This window comes from Actinopolyspora mortivallis, assembly GCF_003001495.1.
In the GTDB taxonomy this organism is placed as follows: domain Bacteria; phylum Actinomycetota; class Actinomycetes; order Mycobacteriales; family Pseudonocardiaceae; genus Actinopolyspora; species Actinopolyspora mortivallis_A.
This window is the reverse complement of sequence record NZ_PVSR01000001.1, coordinates 207,373-220,094: the sequence shown is the minus strand read 5'-3', so window position 1 is coordinate 220,094 and position 12,722 is coordinate 207,373. Positions and strand designations below refer to the sequence as shown.

The window sequence follows — 12,722 nt, the reverse complement described above, 5'->3', positions numbered from 1 at the left end:
GTCCGCGGGGCTCGGCAGGACGGAGCGGCGGGAAGCCTTCCGGAACCGGGTTCACCGCACCGGGGCGGCACGCGTCGACGGCGGGTTCCGTCCGGAGTCAGGCCCCGTCGACCCCGGGGGTCCAGTTCTCCGGCAGCCCCGAGTCGGTCAGCACCGGCTGGTACTGCCGGAACTCCTCCGAGGCTCCCTCGGACCAGGGAAACAGCCCGGTGCGGGGCTCGGGCAGCACCATCTGCAGGCCGGGGAAGTCGTCCCCGTCGTGCAGCAGCACCGCACTGCCGAGGTACTGCGGGTAGTGGACCCCGGAGATCCGTTCGAAGGTCACCGGTTGTTCGGCCAGAAACCCCTCGTAGAGTCGTCCCGGAACGAAACGCTCCCCCCGTGCGGCCCTGGCGGTGTAGGTGTTCACCACGGGGTGCGCGACCTCCTGGGGCAGGCCGATCACCACCACCTCGGGTTTGCCGAAGCGGCGCCAGACGCCGGCGGAGAACGCGTACGGCGGGTGCTGTTCCTCCTCGTCGACGTGCACGACAGCGGCACCGTGCCGTTCGGCGGTGCGCAGCAGCCGGTCACGCAGCTGGTCGGGCGCGTCCGGAGTGACGGTCATCGCGTCCTTTCCGCCCCTTCCGTCGGATCGCTGGGCCTCACGGCGCCACGGGTGCTTCTCCACGCGGCGTCGACGAGCAGCCTAGTCCACCGGACGAGGCCTCCAGAGGGGAGATCGGTTTCTCCGCGTGGGGCGGAACGCGTTCGAAGCGGCAGTCGGGGACCTCCGGGCGAGGGATCAAGCCCGCAAGTCCCCGTCCGCGGCTCGCTTCAGGCCGAGGCCTGTTCCATGACCTCGTCGCTGACGTCGAAGTTCGAGTACACGTTCTGCACGTCGTCGCAGTCCTCGAGCGCGTCGATCAGCTTGAAGACCTTGCGCGCGCCCTCGCTGTCCAACGGAACGTTGACCGAGGGGAGGAAGCTCGGTTCGGCCGAGTCGTACTCGAAGCCCGCCGCCTGCAAGGCCTTCCGCACCGGAACGAGGTCACCGGGCTCGCACAGCACCTCGTACTGCTCCCCGAGATCCTCGATCTCCTCGGCACCGGCCTCCAGCACGGCCCCGAGCACGTCCTCCTCGCTCAGCCCGTTCTTGGGCAGCAGCACGACACCGCGCCGGTTGAACAGGTAGGACACCGAGCCGGCGTCGGCCATGGAACCGCCGTGCCGGTTCATGGTGGTCCGCACCTCGCTGGCGGCGCGGTTGCGGTTGTCGGTCAGGCACTCGATCAGCACCGCCACCCCGTTGGGGGCGTAACCCTCGTACATGATCGTCTGCCAGTCGGCGCCGCCGGCTTCCTCACCGGCGCCGCGCTTGCGGGCGCGCTCGATGTTGTCCTGGGGGACCGAGGACTTGCGCGCCTTCTGGATGGCGTCGTACAGGGTCGGGTTGGCCTCCGGGTCCCCCCCGCCCATGCGCGCGGCGACCTCGATGTTCTTGATCAGCTTCGCGAAAAGCTTACCGCGCTTGGCGTCGAGGGCGGCCTTCTTGTGCTTGGTCGTGGCCCACTTGGAGTGGCCGCTCATCTCTCCTCCGTGGTCTCTGCTCTTGCCGGAGTGGCCTCGCGGGCACGTCCGTCGTCGTTGTCACGGATCATTCGCACGAACAGACGGTGCACACGATCGTCACCGTTGGCCAGCTCCGGATGAAACGCCGTAGCGAGTACCGGACCCTGGCGAACGGCGACGATGGTACCTGTTCCGTCGCCCTCGGCCGACCCGCGTACCGGGCGTCCCCGCACCTCGGCCAACACCGCGACGTCGGCCCCGGTCTTCTCCACGATGGGGGCGCGGATGAACACGGCGTGCATCGGGGGGCCCTCGATCCCCGCGACGTCCAGCTCCGCCTCGAAGGAGTCGACCTGGCGTCCGAAGGCGTTTCGCCGGACCACCACGTCCAGCGCTCCCAGCGTCCGCACTCCCGGACTGCCCTCGACGTCGGTGCGGTCGTCGAGCACGCTGTCGGCCAACAGCACCATGCCCGCGCAGGAACCGTAGGCCGGCATGCCCTCGCGCAGTCGTTGCCGCAACGGTTCGAAGAGTTCGAAGGTCTCCAGCAGACGGGTCATCGTCGTGGACTCGCCCCCGGGCAGCACCAGTCCGTCGACCGCGGCGAGTTCCCGCGGTCCGCGCACGGTGCGGGCCGGCACCCCGAGACGTTCGAACGCCTGGAGGTGCTCGGCCACGTCCCCCTGCAGGGCGAGTACGCCCACCACCGGTTGAGCTTGGTTCACATCTCCGATTGTCCTGCACACGGGCGATTCGGCAATGTCCGGGTCACCCCACGTCCGCTCCGCTGCTCGCGGAACGGCGGCTCACCACGCGCCAACCGACCGTGATGCTCACGACCAGCAACGGTACGGCGTACAGCGACCAGCGAGCCGCGATGTCGGAGGAGAATCCCGCCAGCACCAGCACGAGGGCGAGGAAACCGAGCACGATCCAGTTCGTGTAGGGGGAACCCGGCATCCGGTAGGAGGGACGCCGCAACCTGCCCTGCTGGGCGAGTTTGCGCATCCGCACCTGGCTGTACAGCAACGCGGCCCAGGTGGCGATCACGCCGAGCGAGGAGACCGAGGTGGCGATCTCGAAGGCCTTGTCCGGGAGCGCGTAGTTGAGCAGCACCCCCAGCAGGAACACCGCCGCGGTGAACAGCACGGCCCCGTAGGGCGCCCGCTGGGAGTTCATCCGCGCCGTGAAGGAGGGGGCCTCCCCGTTGAGGGACAGCGACCGCAGGATGCGTCCGGTGGAGTAGAGCCCGGAGTTGCAGCTGGACAGAGCGGCGGTGAGCACCACGAAGTTCATGATGTCGCCGATCCAGGGGACCCCGATGCTGGAGAACACCGTCACGAAGGGGCTCTCGGCCCCGCTGTAGGCGGTCCAGGGCAGCACCATGCACAGCAGCAGCAGGGAGCCCACGTAGAACAGGGCGATGCGCACGATGACGTTGTTGATCGCGCGCGGCATCACCTTGGCCGGGTTCTTCGTCTCCCCGGCGGCGATACCGGCCATCTCCATCGAGGCGTAGGCGAAGATCACCCCCTGCAGGCTCATGAGCACCACGGGCAGCCCCAACGGGAGGAAGCCGCCGTGCGAGAACAGGTTGCCGACACTCGCCGTGGTCTCGCCCACCTCGGCGCCGGTGGCGACCAACCAGGTCCCCACCACCAGGAAGCTGACGATGGCCAGCACCTTGATCACCGAGAACCAGAACTCCAGTTCGCCGAACAACCGCACCGAGAGCAGGTTCACCACCAGCAGCACCAGCAACGAGAGCAGGGCGGTGATCCACTGGGGGAACTCGGGGAACCACTTGCCGATGTAGATGCCGGCGGCCGTGATCTCGGCGACTCCGCTGCCGACCCAGTTCACCCAGTACATCCATCCGGCGGCGAACCCGGCCCAGGGGCCGATGAACTCCCGGGCGTACTCGACGAAGCTGCCGGAGACCGGCCGGTAGAGCACCAGTTCGCCGAGGGCCCGCATCACGAAGAACACGGCCACGCCGCAGGCGAGGTAGGACAGGATGATTCCGGGTCCCATCTCCTCCAGGAGCCCGCCGGCTCCGAGGAACAGGCCGACCCCGATGGCCCCGCCCATGGCGATCATCTGGACCTGGCGGTTTCCCAGGCCGGTGGCGTAACCCTCCTCGTTGCCCCGTTGTCCGGCCGGTCCCGTTGCTGTCGTGGCACCGTCCGACGGATCGGGCGTGGTGACCAAGGTTCTGCCTCCACTACGTATCGGCCGGGTGAGGATGGCCCGGCTCGCTACGGGGTCCGGCTCCGTGGTTCGGAGCCGGCTCGGTCGACAAGACCCTAATCACTCGGAAGCCACCCCCCGAACGGGGGTTAACGATCACTTACATGCCGGGCGTGCTAAGGACGGCGCGCATTCCGGCGGTCACTCCGGCCGCCACCAGCACCACCACCACGAAGGGCGCCCTCCGCCACGCCAGCACCCCGCCGACGGCCACTCCGGTGACCCGCGCCACCCCGGCGAAGGACCCCGACTCGTACAGCGCGCTGGTCGCCACGAAGGCACCGAGCAACACCAGCGAAGCCACCGACAGCGACCACCGCCACCGTTCGGGCAGCCGCAGCCTGTCGCGCGACAGCGGCCCCGCCACCCGCAGCGCGTAGGTCCCGGCGGCCAGCGCCACCACGATCCCCAGGGTCATACGCCCGCCTCCGGGCGTTCGCCGGAACGGCCCGTGGTGACCGGCAGCGCGGCGACCATGCCGAACAGCCCGCACAGCACGGGAAGCCCCTCCTCCAGCACCGGGGTCAGCACCACGGCCACCGTGGAGCCGAGCGCCACGGCCCGGAGGGTGGGGCGGTCCCGCAGGGCGGGCAGCACCAGGGCGAGCAGCCCGGCGGGCAGGGCCGCGTCCAGACCGAGCGCGCGCGGGTCGCCGATACCGTCACCGAGCAGCCCCCCGAGGAACACGGAGGGGGCCCAGACCGCGTACAGGGTCAGCCCGGCGGCCCAGTAGGCACGCCGCCGCCGGTGCGGGTCGGACTCGGCCAGGGCGAAGGCCACGGCCTCGTCCACCAGCAGGTGGCTTCCGAACAGCCTGCCGCCCGGGCCGCTGTCGGCCAGCATCCCTCCGAGAGCCAGCCCGTAGGGCAGGTGGCGGGCGTTGAGCAGCAACCCGCCGAGCACCACCGCGAACGGGGCGGCCCCGGAGGTGGCCATCCCCACCGCCAGCAGTTCGGAACCTCCCGCGAACACCAGTGCCGCCATCAGGGTGACCAGCCACAGCGGAACCCCCTTGGTGACGGCGATCGCTCCGAGCGAGGCACCGACCACCGCCAGGGCGAGTGCCATGGAGGCCACCGGGACGATCAGGGGTGAGTCACGCCGTACCGTGTCCAATGTTCGGCGCATCAAACGCATGGTCGCTATAGTGAACAACAGCACCGTTGTTCGTCAAAACGAACACAAGGAAGTACGAGGCGAACAGTCATGGACGGATCCGGGGAGAGCGCCGCACTGGAGATCATCGCTCCCGCGCTGCGGCGCGCCAGGAACGACGCGGGGATCTCGCTGAACGAGCTGGCCAGACGGGCCGGGGTCGCCAAGTCCACGCTCTCGCAGTTGGAGGCGGGGGCGGGCAACCCCAGCGTGGAAACCCTCTGGGCGGTCGCCGTGGCTCTCGACGTGCCGTTCAGCCGCCTCGTGGAACCGCCCGCCCCCCATGTGAAGGTCGTGCGCGCCGGCACGGCGCCGACACTGCGTTCCGAGCACGGCGCCTTCGCCGCAGGGCTGCTGTCGGCGTGCCCGGCCGGGGCCAGCCGCGACCTCTACGAGATAGCCCTCGAAGCGGGGCAGGAACGCCGCGCCGATCCGCACCAGCGCGGCACCGTGGAACACCTGGTGGTGCTCTCCGGGACGATGTCGGCCGGCCCCCTGACGGAGCCGGCCGAACTGTCACCGGGGGACTACCTGACCTTCTCCGGCGAGGTCGCCCACCTCTACCGCGCCCCGGAGGGGGCCGTCAGGGCCCTGCTGGTCATGGAGCACAGGTAGGAAGACCACCGGATTCCCGCACCGCCGGGGTCACCAACCGCGCCGGGCGTAGTGCTGATCCTCCGGCAGGTCCTCGACGTTGATGCCCACCATGGCCTCGCCCAGTCCCCGCGAGACCTTGGCGACGAGATCGGCGTCGTCGTAGAAGGTGGTGGCCTTGACGATCGCCTCCGCCCGGGCGGCGGGATCGCCGGACTTGAAGATCCCCGAACCGACGAACACGCCCTCCGCCCCGAGTCGGCGCATCATGGCCGCGTCGGCGGGGGTGGCGACACCGCCCGCGGTGAACAGCACCACGGGGAGTTCACCGGTGGTGGCGACCTCCCGTGCCAGTTCCACCGGGACCCGCATCTCCTTGGCCGCCGCGTACAGTTCGGTGCTGTCCGAGACCGACAGCCGACGCATCTCGGAGCGGATCCGCCGCATGTGCCGGGTGGCCTCCACCACGTTGCCGGTTCCCGCCTCCCCCTTGGAGCGGATCATCGCGGCGCCCTCGGAGATGCGGCGCAGCGCCTCGCCGAGGTTGGTGGCGCCGCACACGAACGGCACCGTGAAGGGCCACTTGTCGATGTGGTTGTCCTCGTCGGCGGGGGTCAGCACCTCGGACTCGTCGACGTAGTCCACCCCGAGGGACTGCAGCACCTCGGCCTCCAGGAAGTGGCCGATGCGCGCCTTGGCCATCACCGGGATGGACACCGAACGCACGATCTCCTCGATCATCGCGGGGTCGGACATCCGGGCGACTCCGCCCTGGGCCCGGATGTCGGCGGGCACACGTTCCAGTGCCATGACGGCGACCGCACCCGCGTCCTCGGCGATCTTCGCCTGCTCGGGCGTGACCACGTCCATGATCACCCCGCCCTTGAGCATCTCCGCCATGCCGCGCTTGACACCGTCCGTACCGGTGCCCTCGGGACGTGCGGCCCCGCTGGTGACGTCGGTCACTTGCTGTCACTCCTCTCCGGGGTCCCGCGCGTTCCTCCCACCGGCGAAGCCCCTCCAGCTCCGGGGGCGGGGCGGAGGCGCGACGCGCGGGCCTCACGGACGTCGCTGTCGTACTGCGCCCTCGACGCTAGGGGCAGTTCCCCGGTCCGGAAACGGGCCACTGCGCGGTTTTCTCACCAGACCACTCGGCAGCCCGCCGCCCGCAGCCGTCGCCTTGCGCACCTCCGCCGAGGGGTGTGTGCTCGGCAACCACAGCCATTCCGGCACCGCACGGGGGGACAACCATGAACAACAGGCAGCGGGGAGCAGCGACCGCCCGCGAGGCGCCCCGGAAGCCGGAGTCGGTGCGCAACGTGGTGTTCGTCGGGCCCTCCGGGACGGGCAAGACCACTCTCGTGGAACGGCTGCTGGCCACGAGCTCGACCGTCCCGCGCCGGGGGTCCGTGGCGGCGGGAACCACGGTGTGCGACCACGAACCGGCGGCCGTGGAGCAGCAGCGTTCCGTGGGCATGGCCGTGGCGCCGCTGTGGCACGGGGAAACCAAGATCAACCTGATCGACACTCCCGGCCATCCCGACTTCCTGGGGGAACTGCGGGCCGGGCTGCGGGCCGCCGACTCGGCCGTGTTCGTGGTGGACGCGGCCGAGGGGGTGGACGAGGCCACCGTGGCCGTCTGGCGGGAGTGCGACCGGGTCGGAATGCCGCGAGGGGTGCTCGTCTCCCGCATCGACCGGCCCCGCGCCGACGTGGTCGCCACCGTCGAGGCCTGCCGGAACGCGTTCGGCTCCGGGGTGGTGGAGCTGTATCTCGCGCGGCATCACGAGGGGCGGCCCCACCAGCTGTACGGGCTGCTCACCGGAAGTCTCCACGACTACTCGAGGGGAAGCACTCCCACGGTGGGCACCGCTCCGCAGGGGATGGAGGCGGACGTCGAGGCGGCCCGGAACGAACTGCTCGAGGGCATCATCGCCCACAGCGAGGACGAGTCCCTGCTCGAACGCTACCTGACCGGGGAGGCCATCGAGGTGGGCACGCTGTTGAGCGACCTCGAAACCGCCGTGGCCCGTGGGGGGCTCCACCCGGTGATACCGGCCTCGGCGGAAACCGGCATGGGGATGATCGAACTGCTCGACGGGATCGTCCGGGGGTTTCCCGCCCCGACGGAGCGCGGGGCCCTCGAGGCCACGGCCCCCGACGGGACCGCCCCTCGCCCCCTGGAGTGCGATCCCGGGGGGCCGCTGGCGGCGGAGATCGTGCACACCTCGGTGGATCCCCACCGGGGCAGGATCTCGCTGGCCCGGGTGTTCTCGGGCACGTTGCTGCCGGACCGCTCGGTGCACGTCTCCGGGCACGGACTGGGCGAGCGGGGCCGTGCCGACCACGACTCCACCGAGCGCGTGGCCCACGTCCACACCCCGTTCGGCGCCTCCCTGCACGAGACGCGGCACTGCGTGGCCGGGGACCTGTGCGCGCTGACCGGACTCGACTCGGCCGAGACCGGGGACACCGTCTCCGACACCGGGGACCCGCTGCTGATACAGCCGTGGGACATGCCCGACCCGCTGCTGCCGATGGCGCTCGCCGGACGCAGCGGGGAGGACGAGGACGCGCTGGCGCGCAACCTGAACCGGTTGTTGGCCAGCGACCCCACCCTGCGGGTGGACCGGTCCACCGAGACCCGTCAGCTGGTGCTGTGGTGCATGGGCGAGGCACACGCCGATCTCGTGCTGCGGCGACTGCGGGAGCACGGGGTGGAGGTGGACACCGAGCCGGTGCGGGTGGCCTTCCGCCAGACCTTCCGGCAGGCGGCCGCCGGCCACGGCAGGCACGTCAAACAGTCCGGCGGGCACGGGCAGTACGCGGTGTGCGACATCGAGGTGGAGCCGCTGCCGCGCGGGGGAGGTTTCGAGTTCGTCGACCGGGTGGTGGGTGGGGCCGTCCCGAAGCGGTTCGTGGGCAGCGTGGAACGCGGGATACGGGAGCAGCTGGCGAAGGGGCTGGAGTCGGGGTGTCCGTTGATCGACGTGCGGGTGACCCTGGTGGACGGCAGGACCCACAGCGTCGACTCCTCGGACGCCGCGTTCCAGACGGCGGGGGCGTTGGCCCTGAAGGACGCCGCCGAACGGGCCGGGCTGGTGACCCTGGAACCGGTGGACGAGGTGTGGGTGCACGTGCCGGACGAGCACCTGGGCACGGTGCTCGGCGACCTGTCGGTGCGCAGGGGCAGGGTGCTGGGCACCGAACCGGAAGGACCCGGGTGGACGGTGGTGCGCGCCCACGTGCCCAGTACCGAGCTGACCCGTTACGCGGTCAACGTGCGGTCGCTGAGTTCCGGCAGCGCCAGCTTCAGCCGCAGCTTCGCCGGCTACGAACCGCTGCCGTGGTGAGCCGGTGGGTGGTAGTTCCGGTCTCGCCCCGGAACCGGCGGGTATCCGGCCGGTGCACGGCGGCTCGCCTCAGTCCAGCCGGCGCAGGAACGCCGCCCAGGCCCGACGGTCGAAGACCAACGCCGGACCCTGCGGCCGCTTGGAATCCCGCACCGCGGTGACCTCACCCGACAGACCCGCCACCTCGACGCAGGATCCCCCGTTGGGGCCACTGCGGCTGCTCCGCCGCCAACGCACACCCTCCAACGCGGCCGCGTTCGGCACCCGGACCTCGCGCGTCATGGCAACTCCCTCGCACGTTCGGACGGGAAATCTGCTGGTTCTCCGGACAGGATGCCCGAGACCGCAAGTTTTTATCCCGCGATAAGGGGCGACGATCCCGCGACTCCGCCGGAGGAGACGGCGATCACACCCGGATGTGGCGATCGTCGGGACAGCGAGGAGGCTCGGTCGACTAGGGTGAGCACGGTCGAACAGGAACGGTTGTAGCGAGTGCCTTCCGAGTATGAAGGGAGTCCTGATGACCGATCCGAGCACCGAGTCGTCCGGGTTCGCGGAGGCCGACGCGGAGTTATCCGCGATCCGGGAAGAGAACTCCTGGATCCAACGGCAGATCTCGAACGGGGGACTGGGCATGGAACCACAGGCTGCCGACAAGGCGACCGCCGTGTACGAACGTGAAGCAAAAAGGGCAGAGAGCCTTTCCAGGCAAGCTGATGGTTTGCAGCAGGTTTCCGGTTTGGGCGACTACCCCTCGGGAAAGCAGCTGGCGGCCAAGTTCGGGCAGAAGGCGCGCAACGGTTCGACCGGAGCGGCTAATTTGCTAAAGCAGTTTGCTGATGAACTTCATCGCAAGGCCGATCTGTTTCAGCAGGCCAAGAAGAACTACCAGGCTACCGACGATCAGATTGCCGAGGATCTGCGGAGGAGCGCGCAGTGAGAACGTGGACGCGGTCACCGCTGGCGGCTGTCGCCGGAGCCGTCCTGGTCGGGCTTTCCGCGTGTTCACCGGGCGGAAACACTGACCACGCCCCCACGGAGACCACCGATGCTTCGCCCTCCGACGAGGTGCTGTCGGAGGTCACACCGTGCGAGATGCTGCCACCGGACACCCTGCGGTCCTTCGGGCTACAGGTCCCTGGCAAACCCACGGACGGTTTGCCGTGGACCCCGGCATGCGACTACACGGGCGACCCCGTCGGGGTGACACTGGTGAAGAACACGCGCCAGACGGTGGCCTCTTCTGAGAAGAAGTCAACCTGGGCAAGCTTCGACCGGATCACGGTGAACGGACGCCCCGGAGCCACCGCGATCACCAAGGGATCCACACAGGCTCAGATCTGCAACGTGCTGTTCGACGCCGGACAAGGGATGATCCAGGTTCGGGCTCAGGAGTCAGGCCGTTCCGACGAGATCGACGAGTGCGCGAAGGCACTGGAGATCGCGGAGAGGATCGAGCCGAACGTCCCCGAACCCGCGTGATCACACCGGGACGCTCCGGCGATGAGCCCGAGCGGACTCCACGGGCTCATCGCCACGGCTCGCCTCAGGCCAGCCGGCGCAGGAACGCCGCCCAGACCCGACGGTCGAAGACCAACGCCGGACCCTGCGGCCGCTTGGAATCCCGCACCGCGGTGACCCCACCCGACAGACCCGCCACCTCGACGCACTGCCCGCCGTTGGGGCCACTGCGGCTGCTCCGCCGCCAACGCACACCCTCCAACTCGGCCGCGTTCCAAACACGCCCGTACTGCATCACGCGCTCTCCTTAGCGAGCTCGGACAGGAAATCGGTGGACTCCGCCGGGGACAACGCCTGCTCGGCCAGCGACTCGAACACCCCGTTGAACATGGCCACCTCGTCGGTCTCCTCCAGGTAGATCCCACCCCGCTGGTTCTCCAGGTAGACCACTCCCGGGTCACCGGCGCGTGGGAACCCCATCCAACTGAACGAACCGAGATGGCCCCGGTGCTCTCCAGCGGCGAACGGCAGCACCTGAACGGTGACATTCTCCCACCGCCCCACCTCGACCAGGTAGTGCAGTTGTTCCCGCATCACCTCCGCGCCGCCCACCCGCCGCCGCAGGGCCGCCTCGTCGACGATCGCGTGCATCCACAGTGGTTCCTCGGACCGCCACAGGGCCTCCTGACGCCGCAGCCGTGCCTCGACCAGCTCGCGCACCTCCACCTCGGAAGGACCGTCCTCACCCCGGACCAGGGCCTCGATGTAGGAGCGGGTCTGCAGGATGCCGGGCGGGAACCCCAGTTCCCACTCCCGGATCCGGTCGGCGCCCCACTCCAGTCCGACGTAGAGCGAGAACCAGTCCGGCACCGCCCGGTTGCCGTCCCACCAGCCCTTCTCCTTGGCGAGCTCGGCCAGTCGCAGGTACCACTCCACCCGCTCGGACGGAACGCCGAAGAGCGCGAGCATCACCTCCAGGTCGGGGCCGCTGATCGTGTTGCGCATGCTTTCCATGTGGGCGATCTTCGCCGCGTTGCAGCGCAGCCGCTTGGCCACGTCGGACTGTTTCAGTCCCGCCGTCTCGCGCAGCCTGCGGACCTCCTGCGCCAACCACCGCCTGCCGACGGTGGGGCTGATCGGCTCCGGAACCACCGGCCCCGAACTGTTCATGGTCACCTCTTCGACTGAAACCACAACCAATTACTCGATCGGGCGATTGTTTCGTCAAATTGACTAAGTCAATCTGACTCATGCTGACGTTCTGCGACGTCAGCGCTCACGGTCACGAACGTCACCGAGGAGACAACCATGCGTAACACCATGACCCTGTACCGGGTGGTCAATCCGGACTCGCTCGGCTCCTACACCGAGCTGATCCACCACGAACCCACCGACGCCCGCCTCGACGACGGCGAGGCGTGGCACCGGCTGCGCGAGTGGGCACTGGCCGTGCTGTCCCGCACCGAACAGCGCTTCGGGATGTACCAGATCGCGCTCATGCCGCTGGACCGGGACGGCACCCCGGACGAACAGGCGTTCCTGGACCTGATCGCCGCCGACGTGGACGTGGTCGAGGACTACCTGTGCTGGTCCGGCGCCAGCGAACTCGTCCCCGCGCCGCACAGCTGAACCGGCCCGACCGTTCTCCGCCCTCCGGCGGTGCGTCCTCTCCGGGCGGGCCGAGCGGCTCCCCACCCACCGGCCCGCTCAACTCCTACCGGCGCGCCCGGTAGGCGCCGACCAGCCGCTGACCGACGGTGAACACCGACAGCACCAGCAGCACCCACACCGCCAGGTCCAGCGCCCAGGCCAGCCCCAGCCCGTACAACCCGGTCCCCGTCAACAGCAGCACCAGCCGCTCGGCGCGCTCGGCGAAGCCGCCGTCCGCGTCCAGCCCCTGGGCCTCGGCCCGGGCCTTGACATAGGAGATCACCTGCGCGGACACCAGGCAGACCAGCAGCGCGGCCCCCAGGACGTGCCGGTCGCCCACCAGCGCCCACCAGGCGAGGGAACCGAACACCACCCCGTCGGTCACCCGGTCGCAACTCGCGTCCAGCACCGCCCCGAAGGAACCGCCGGTTCCCGCCGCCCGGGCCATGGCCCCGTCCACCAGGTCGAACAGCAGGAAGAAGGTGACCGCCAGCGTCCCCAGCAGCGGATGCCCCGTCGGGAAGAGGGTCACGGCCGCCAGGGACGCCCCGGCGGTCCCCACGACCGTCGCCACATCGGGGGATATTCGGTGCCGTACCAACCAGGCACCGACCGGATCGGTGAGCTTGGCCACCGAGGCTCGCGCGAAGACGTTCAACATGTTCCCGACTCATCCGCCGTCGTGCGGGAAACCCCGCACCAAGCAGC

16 protein-coding genes are annotated in these 12,722 nt (G+C 69.7%); 5 read left to right on the top strand and 11 right to left on the bottom strand.

Annotated features, from left to right (window positions below; translation table 11 throughout):
- Nucleotides 1–97 precede the first annotated feature (97 nt).
- The 6 genes from CEP50_RS01040 to CEP50_RS01015 all read right to left on the bottom strand — a co-directional run bounded on the left by CEP50_RS01040 (nt 98) and on the right by CEP50_RS01015 (nt 4,929).
- Nucleotides 98–607: a DUF4262 domain-containing protein gene (locus CEP50_RS01040; RefSeq protein ID WP_106112015.1), complete on the bottom strand. Its 510-nt coding sequence runs from the start codon at nt 605–607 to the stop codon at nt 98–100.
- Nucleotides 608–816: 209 nt separating this feature from the next.
- Entirely contained in the window at nt 817–1,569 is a 753-nt protein-coding gene (locus CEP50_RS01035) for a YebC/PmpR family DNA-binding transcriptional regulator (RefSeq protein WP_106112014.1), read from the bottom strand.
- Nucleotides 1,566–2,276, bottom strand: a complete 711-nt coding sequence (pdxT, locus tag CEP50_RS01030) for a pyridoxal 5'-phosphate synthase glutaminase subunit PdxT (RefSeq protein WP_106112013.1) — start codon at nt 2,274–2,276, stop codon at nt 1,566–1,568. The genes CEP50_RS01035 and pdxT overlap by 4 nt, the downstream gene beginning before the upstream one ends.
- 43 nt (nt 2,277–2,319) lie before the next feature.
- Nucleotides 2,320–3,762 (bottom strand): amino acid permease, encoded by a 1,443-nt coding sequence (locus CEP50_RS01025; RefSeq protein ID WP_106112012.1) that lies wholly within the window; start codon nt 3,760–3,762, stop codon nt 2,320–2,322.
- Nucleotides 3,763–3,901: 139 nt separating this feature from the next.
- Complete coding sequence (locus tag CEP50_RS01020) at nt 3,902–4,219, bottom strand: AzlD domain-containing protein (protein WP_106112011.1); 318 nt, start codon at nt 4,217–4,219, stop codon at nt 3,902–3,904.
- On the bottom strand, nt 4,216–4,929 hold the full coding sequence (locus tag CEP50_RS01015; RefSeq protein ID WP_219905252.1) for an AzlC family ABC transporter permease: 714 nt from the start codon (nt 4,927–4,929) through the stop codon (nt 4,216–4,218). The genes CEP50_RS01020 and CEP50_RS01015 overlap by 4 nt, the downstream gene beginning before the upstream one ends.
- 78 nt (nt 4,930–5,007) lie before the next feature.
- On the opposite strand from CEP50_RS01015, the gene CEP50_RS01010 reads away from it, so the two are divergent.
- On the top strand, nt 5,008–5,571 hold the full coding sequence (locus CEP50_RS01010; protein WP_106112010.1) for a helix-turn-helix domain-containing protein: 564 nt from the start codon (nt 5,008–5,010) through the stop codon (nt 5,569–5,571).
- 30 nt (nt 5,572–5,601) lie between these two features.
- On the opposite strand, the gene pdxS is transcribed toward CEP50_RS01010, so the two are convergent.
- Nucleotides 5,602–6,516, bottom strand: coding sequence for a pyridoxal 5'-phosphate synthase lyase subunit PdxS (gene pdxS, locus CEP50_RS01005; RefSeq protein ID WP_106112009.1), 915 nt, complete (start codon nt 6,514–6,516; stop codon nt 5,602–5,604).
- A gap of 284 nt (nt 6,517–6,800) precedes the next feature.
- Between pdxS and CEP50_RS01000 the strand changes: the two genes are divergently transcribed.
- Complete coding sequence (locus CEP50_RS01000; protein ID WP_106112008.1) at nt 6,801–8,903, top strand: elongation factor G-like protein EF-G2; 2,103 nt, start codon at nt 6,801–6,803, stop codon at nt 8,901–8,903.
- A gap of 69 nt (nt 8,904–8,972) precedes the next feature.
- Here the strand turns inward: CEP50_RS01000 and CEP50_RS00995 are convergent, their stop codons facing one another.
- Complete coding sequence (locus tag CEP50_RS00995; protein ID WP_106112007.1) at nt 8,973–9,185, bottom strand: DUF397 domain-containing protein; 213 nt, start codon at nt 9,183–9,185, stop codon at nt 8,973–8,975.
- 238 nt (nt 9,186–9,423) lie between these two features.
- Between CEP50_RS00995 and CEP50_RS00990 the strand changes: the two genes are divergently transcribed.
- Together CEP50_RS00990 and CEP50_RS00985 are read left to right on the top strand one after the other, a co-directional pair.
- Entirely contained in the window at nt 9,424–9,843 is a 420-nt protein-coding gene (locus CEP50_RS00990; protein ID WP_146134710.1) for a hypothetical protein, read from the top strand.
- On the top strand, nt 9,840–10,385 hold the full coding sequence (locus CEP50_RS00985) for a DUF3558 domain-containing protein (RefSeq protein ID WP_258174626.1): 546 nt from the start codon (nt 9,840–9,842) through the stop codon (nt 10,383–10,385). Before CEP50_RS00990 ends, CEP50_RS00985 begins: the two co-directional genes overlap by 4 nt.
- 64 nt (nt 10,386–10,449) lie before the next feature.
- On the opposite strand, the gene CEP50_RS00980 is transcribed toward CEP50_RS00985, so the two are convergent.
- Nucleotides 10,450–10,659, bottom strand: coding sequence for a DUF397 domain-containing protein (locus CEP50_RS00980; RefSeq protein WP_106112005.1), 210 nt, complete (start codon nt 10,657–10,659; stop codon nt 10,450–10,452).
- Entirely contained in the window at nt 10,659–11,534 is an 876-nt protein-coding gene (locus CEP50_RS00975) for a helix-turn-helix domain-containing protein (protein ID WP_106112004.1), read from the bottom strand. The genes CEP50_RS00980 and CEP50_RS00975 overlap by 1 nt, the downstream gene beginning before the upstream one ends.
- Before the next feature lie 138 nt (nt 11,535–11,672).
- Between CEP50_RS00975 and CEP50_RS00970 the strand changes: the two genes are divergently transcribed.
- A complete protein-coding gene (locus CEP50_RS00970) occupies nt 11,673–11,993 on the top strand; it encodes a hypothetical protein (RefSeq protein WP_106112003.1) in 321 nt (106 codons plus the stop codon).
- Nucleotides 11,994–12,078: 85 nt separating this feature from the next.
- Here CEP50_RS00970 and pgsA read toward each other — a convergent pair whose 3' ends face one another.
- Nucleotides 12,079–12,675, bottom strand: coding sequence for a phosphatidylinositol phosphate synthase (gene pgsA, locus CEP50_RS00965; protein WP_106112002.1), 597 nt, complete (start codon nt 12,673–12,675; stop codon nt 12,079–12,081).
- Nucleotides 12,676–12,722: the final 47 nt, after the last annotated feature.

Excerpts from the sequence above, each read along its gene's own strand:
- CEP50_RS01040 (WP_106112015.1), bottom strand. The coding sequence starts at position 607 with ATGACCGTCACTCCGGACGCGCCCGACCAGCTGCGTGACCGGCTGCTG.
- CEP50_RS01035 (WP_106112014.1), bottom strand. The coding sequence starts at position 1,569 with ATGAGCGGCCACTCCAAGTGGGCCACGACCAAGCACAAGAAGGCCGCC.
- CEP50_RS01020 (WP_106112011.1), bottom strand. The coding sequence starts at position 4,219 with ATGACCCTGGGGATCGTGGTGGCGCTGGCCGCCGGGACCTACGCGCTG.
- CEP50_RS01015 (WP_219905252.1), bottom strand. The coding sequence starts at position 4,929 with ATGCGCCGAACATTGGACACGGTACGGCGTGACTCACCCCTGATCGTC.
- CEP50_RS01010 (WP_106112010.1), top strand. The coding sequence starts at position 5,008 with ATGGACGGATCCGGGGAGAGCGCCGCACTGGAGATCATCGCTCCCGCG.
- CEP50_RS01000 (WP_106112008.1), top strand. The coding sequence starts at position 6,801 with ATGAACAACAGGCAGCGGGGAGCAGCGACCGCCCGCGAGGCGCCCCGG.
- CEP50_RS00995 (WP_106112007.1), bottom strand. The coding sequence starts at position 9,185 with ATGACGCGCGAGGTCCGGGTGCCGAACGCGGCCGCGTTGGAGGGTGTG.
- CEP50_RS00990 (WP_146134710.1), top strand. The coding sequence starts at position 9,424 with ATGACCGATCCGAGCACCGAGTCGTCCGGGTTCGCGGAGGCCGACGCG.
- CEP50_RS00980 (WP_106112005.1), bottom strand. The coding sequence starts at position 10,659 with ATGCAGTACGGGCGTGTTTGGAACGCGGCCGAGTTGGAGGGTGTGCGT.
- CEP50_RS00975 (WP_106112004.1), bottom strand. The coding sequence starts at position 11,534 with ATGAACAGTTCGGGGCCGGTGGTTCCGGAGCCGATCAGCCCCACCGTC.
- CEP50_RS00970 (WP_106112003.1), top strand. The coding sequence starts at position 11,673 with ATGCGTAACACCATGACCCTGTACCGGGTGGTCAATCCGGACTCGCTC.
- pgsA (WP_106112002.1), bottom strand. The coding sequence starts at position 12,675 with ATGTTGAACGTCTTCGCGCGAGCCTCGGTGGCCAAGCTCACCGATCCG.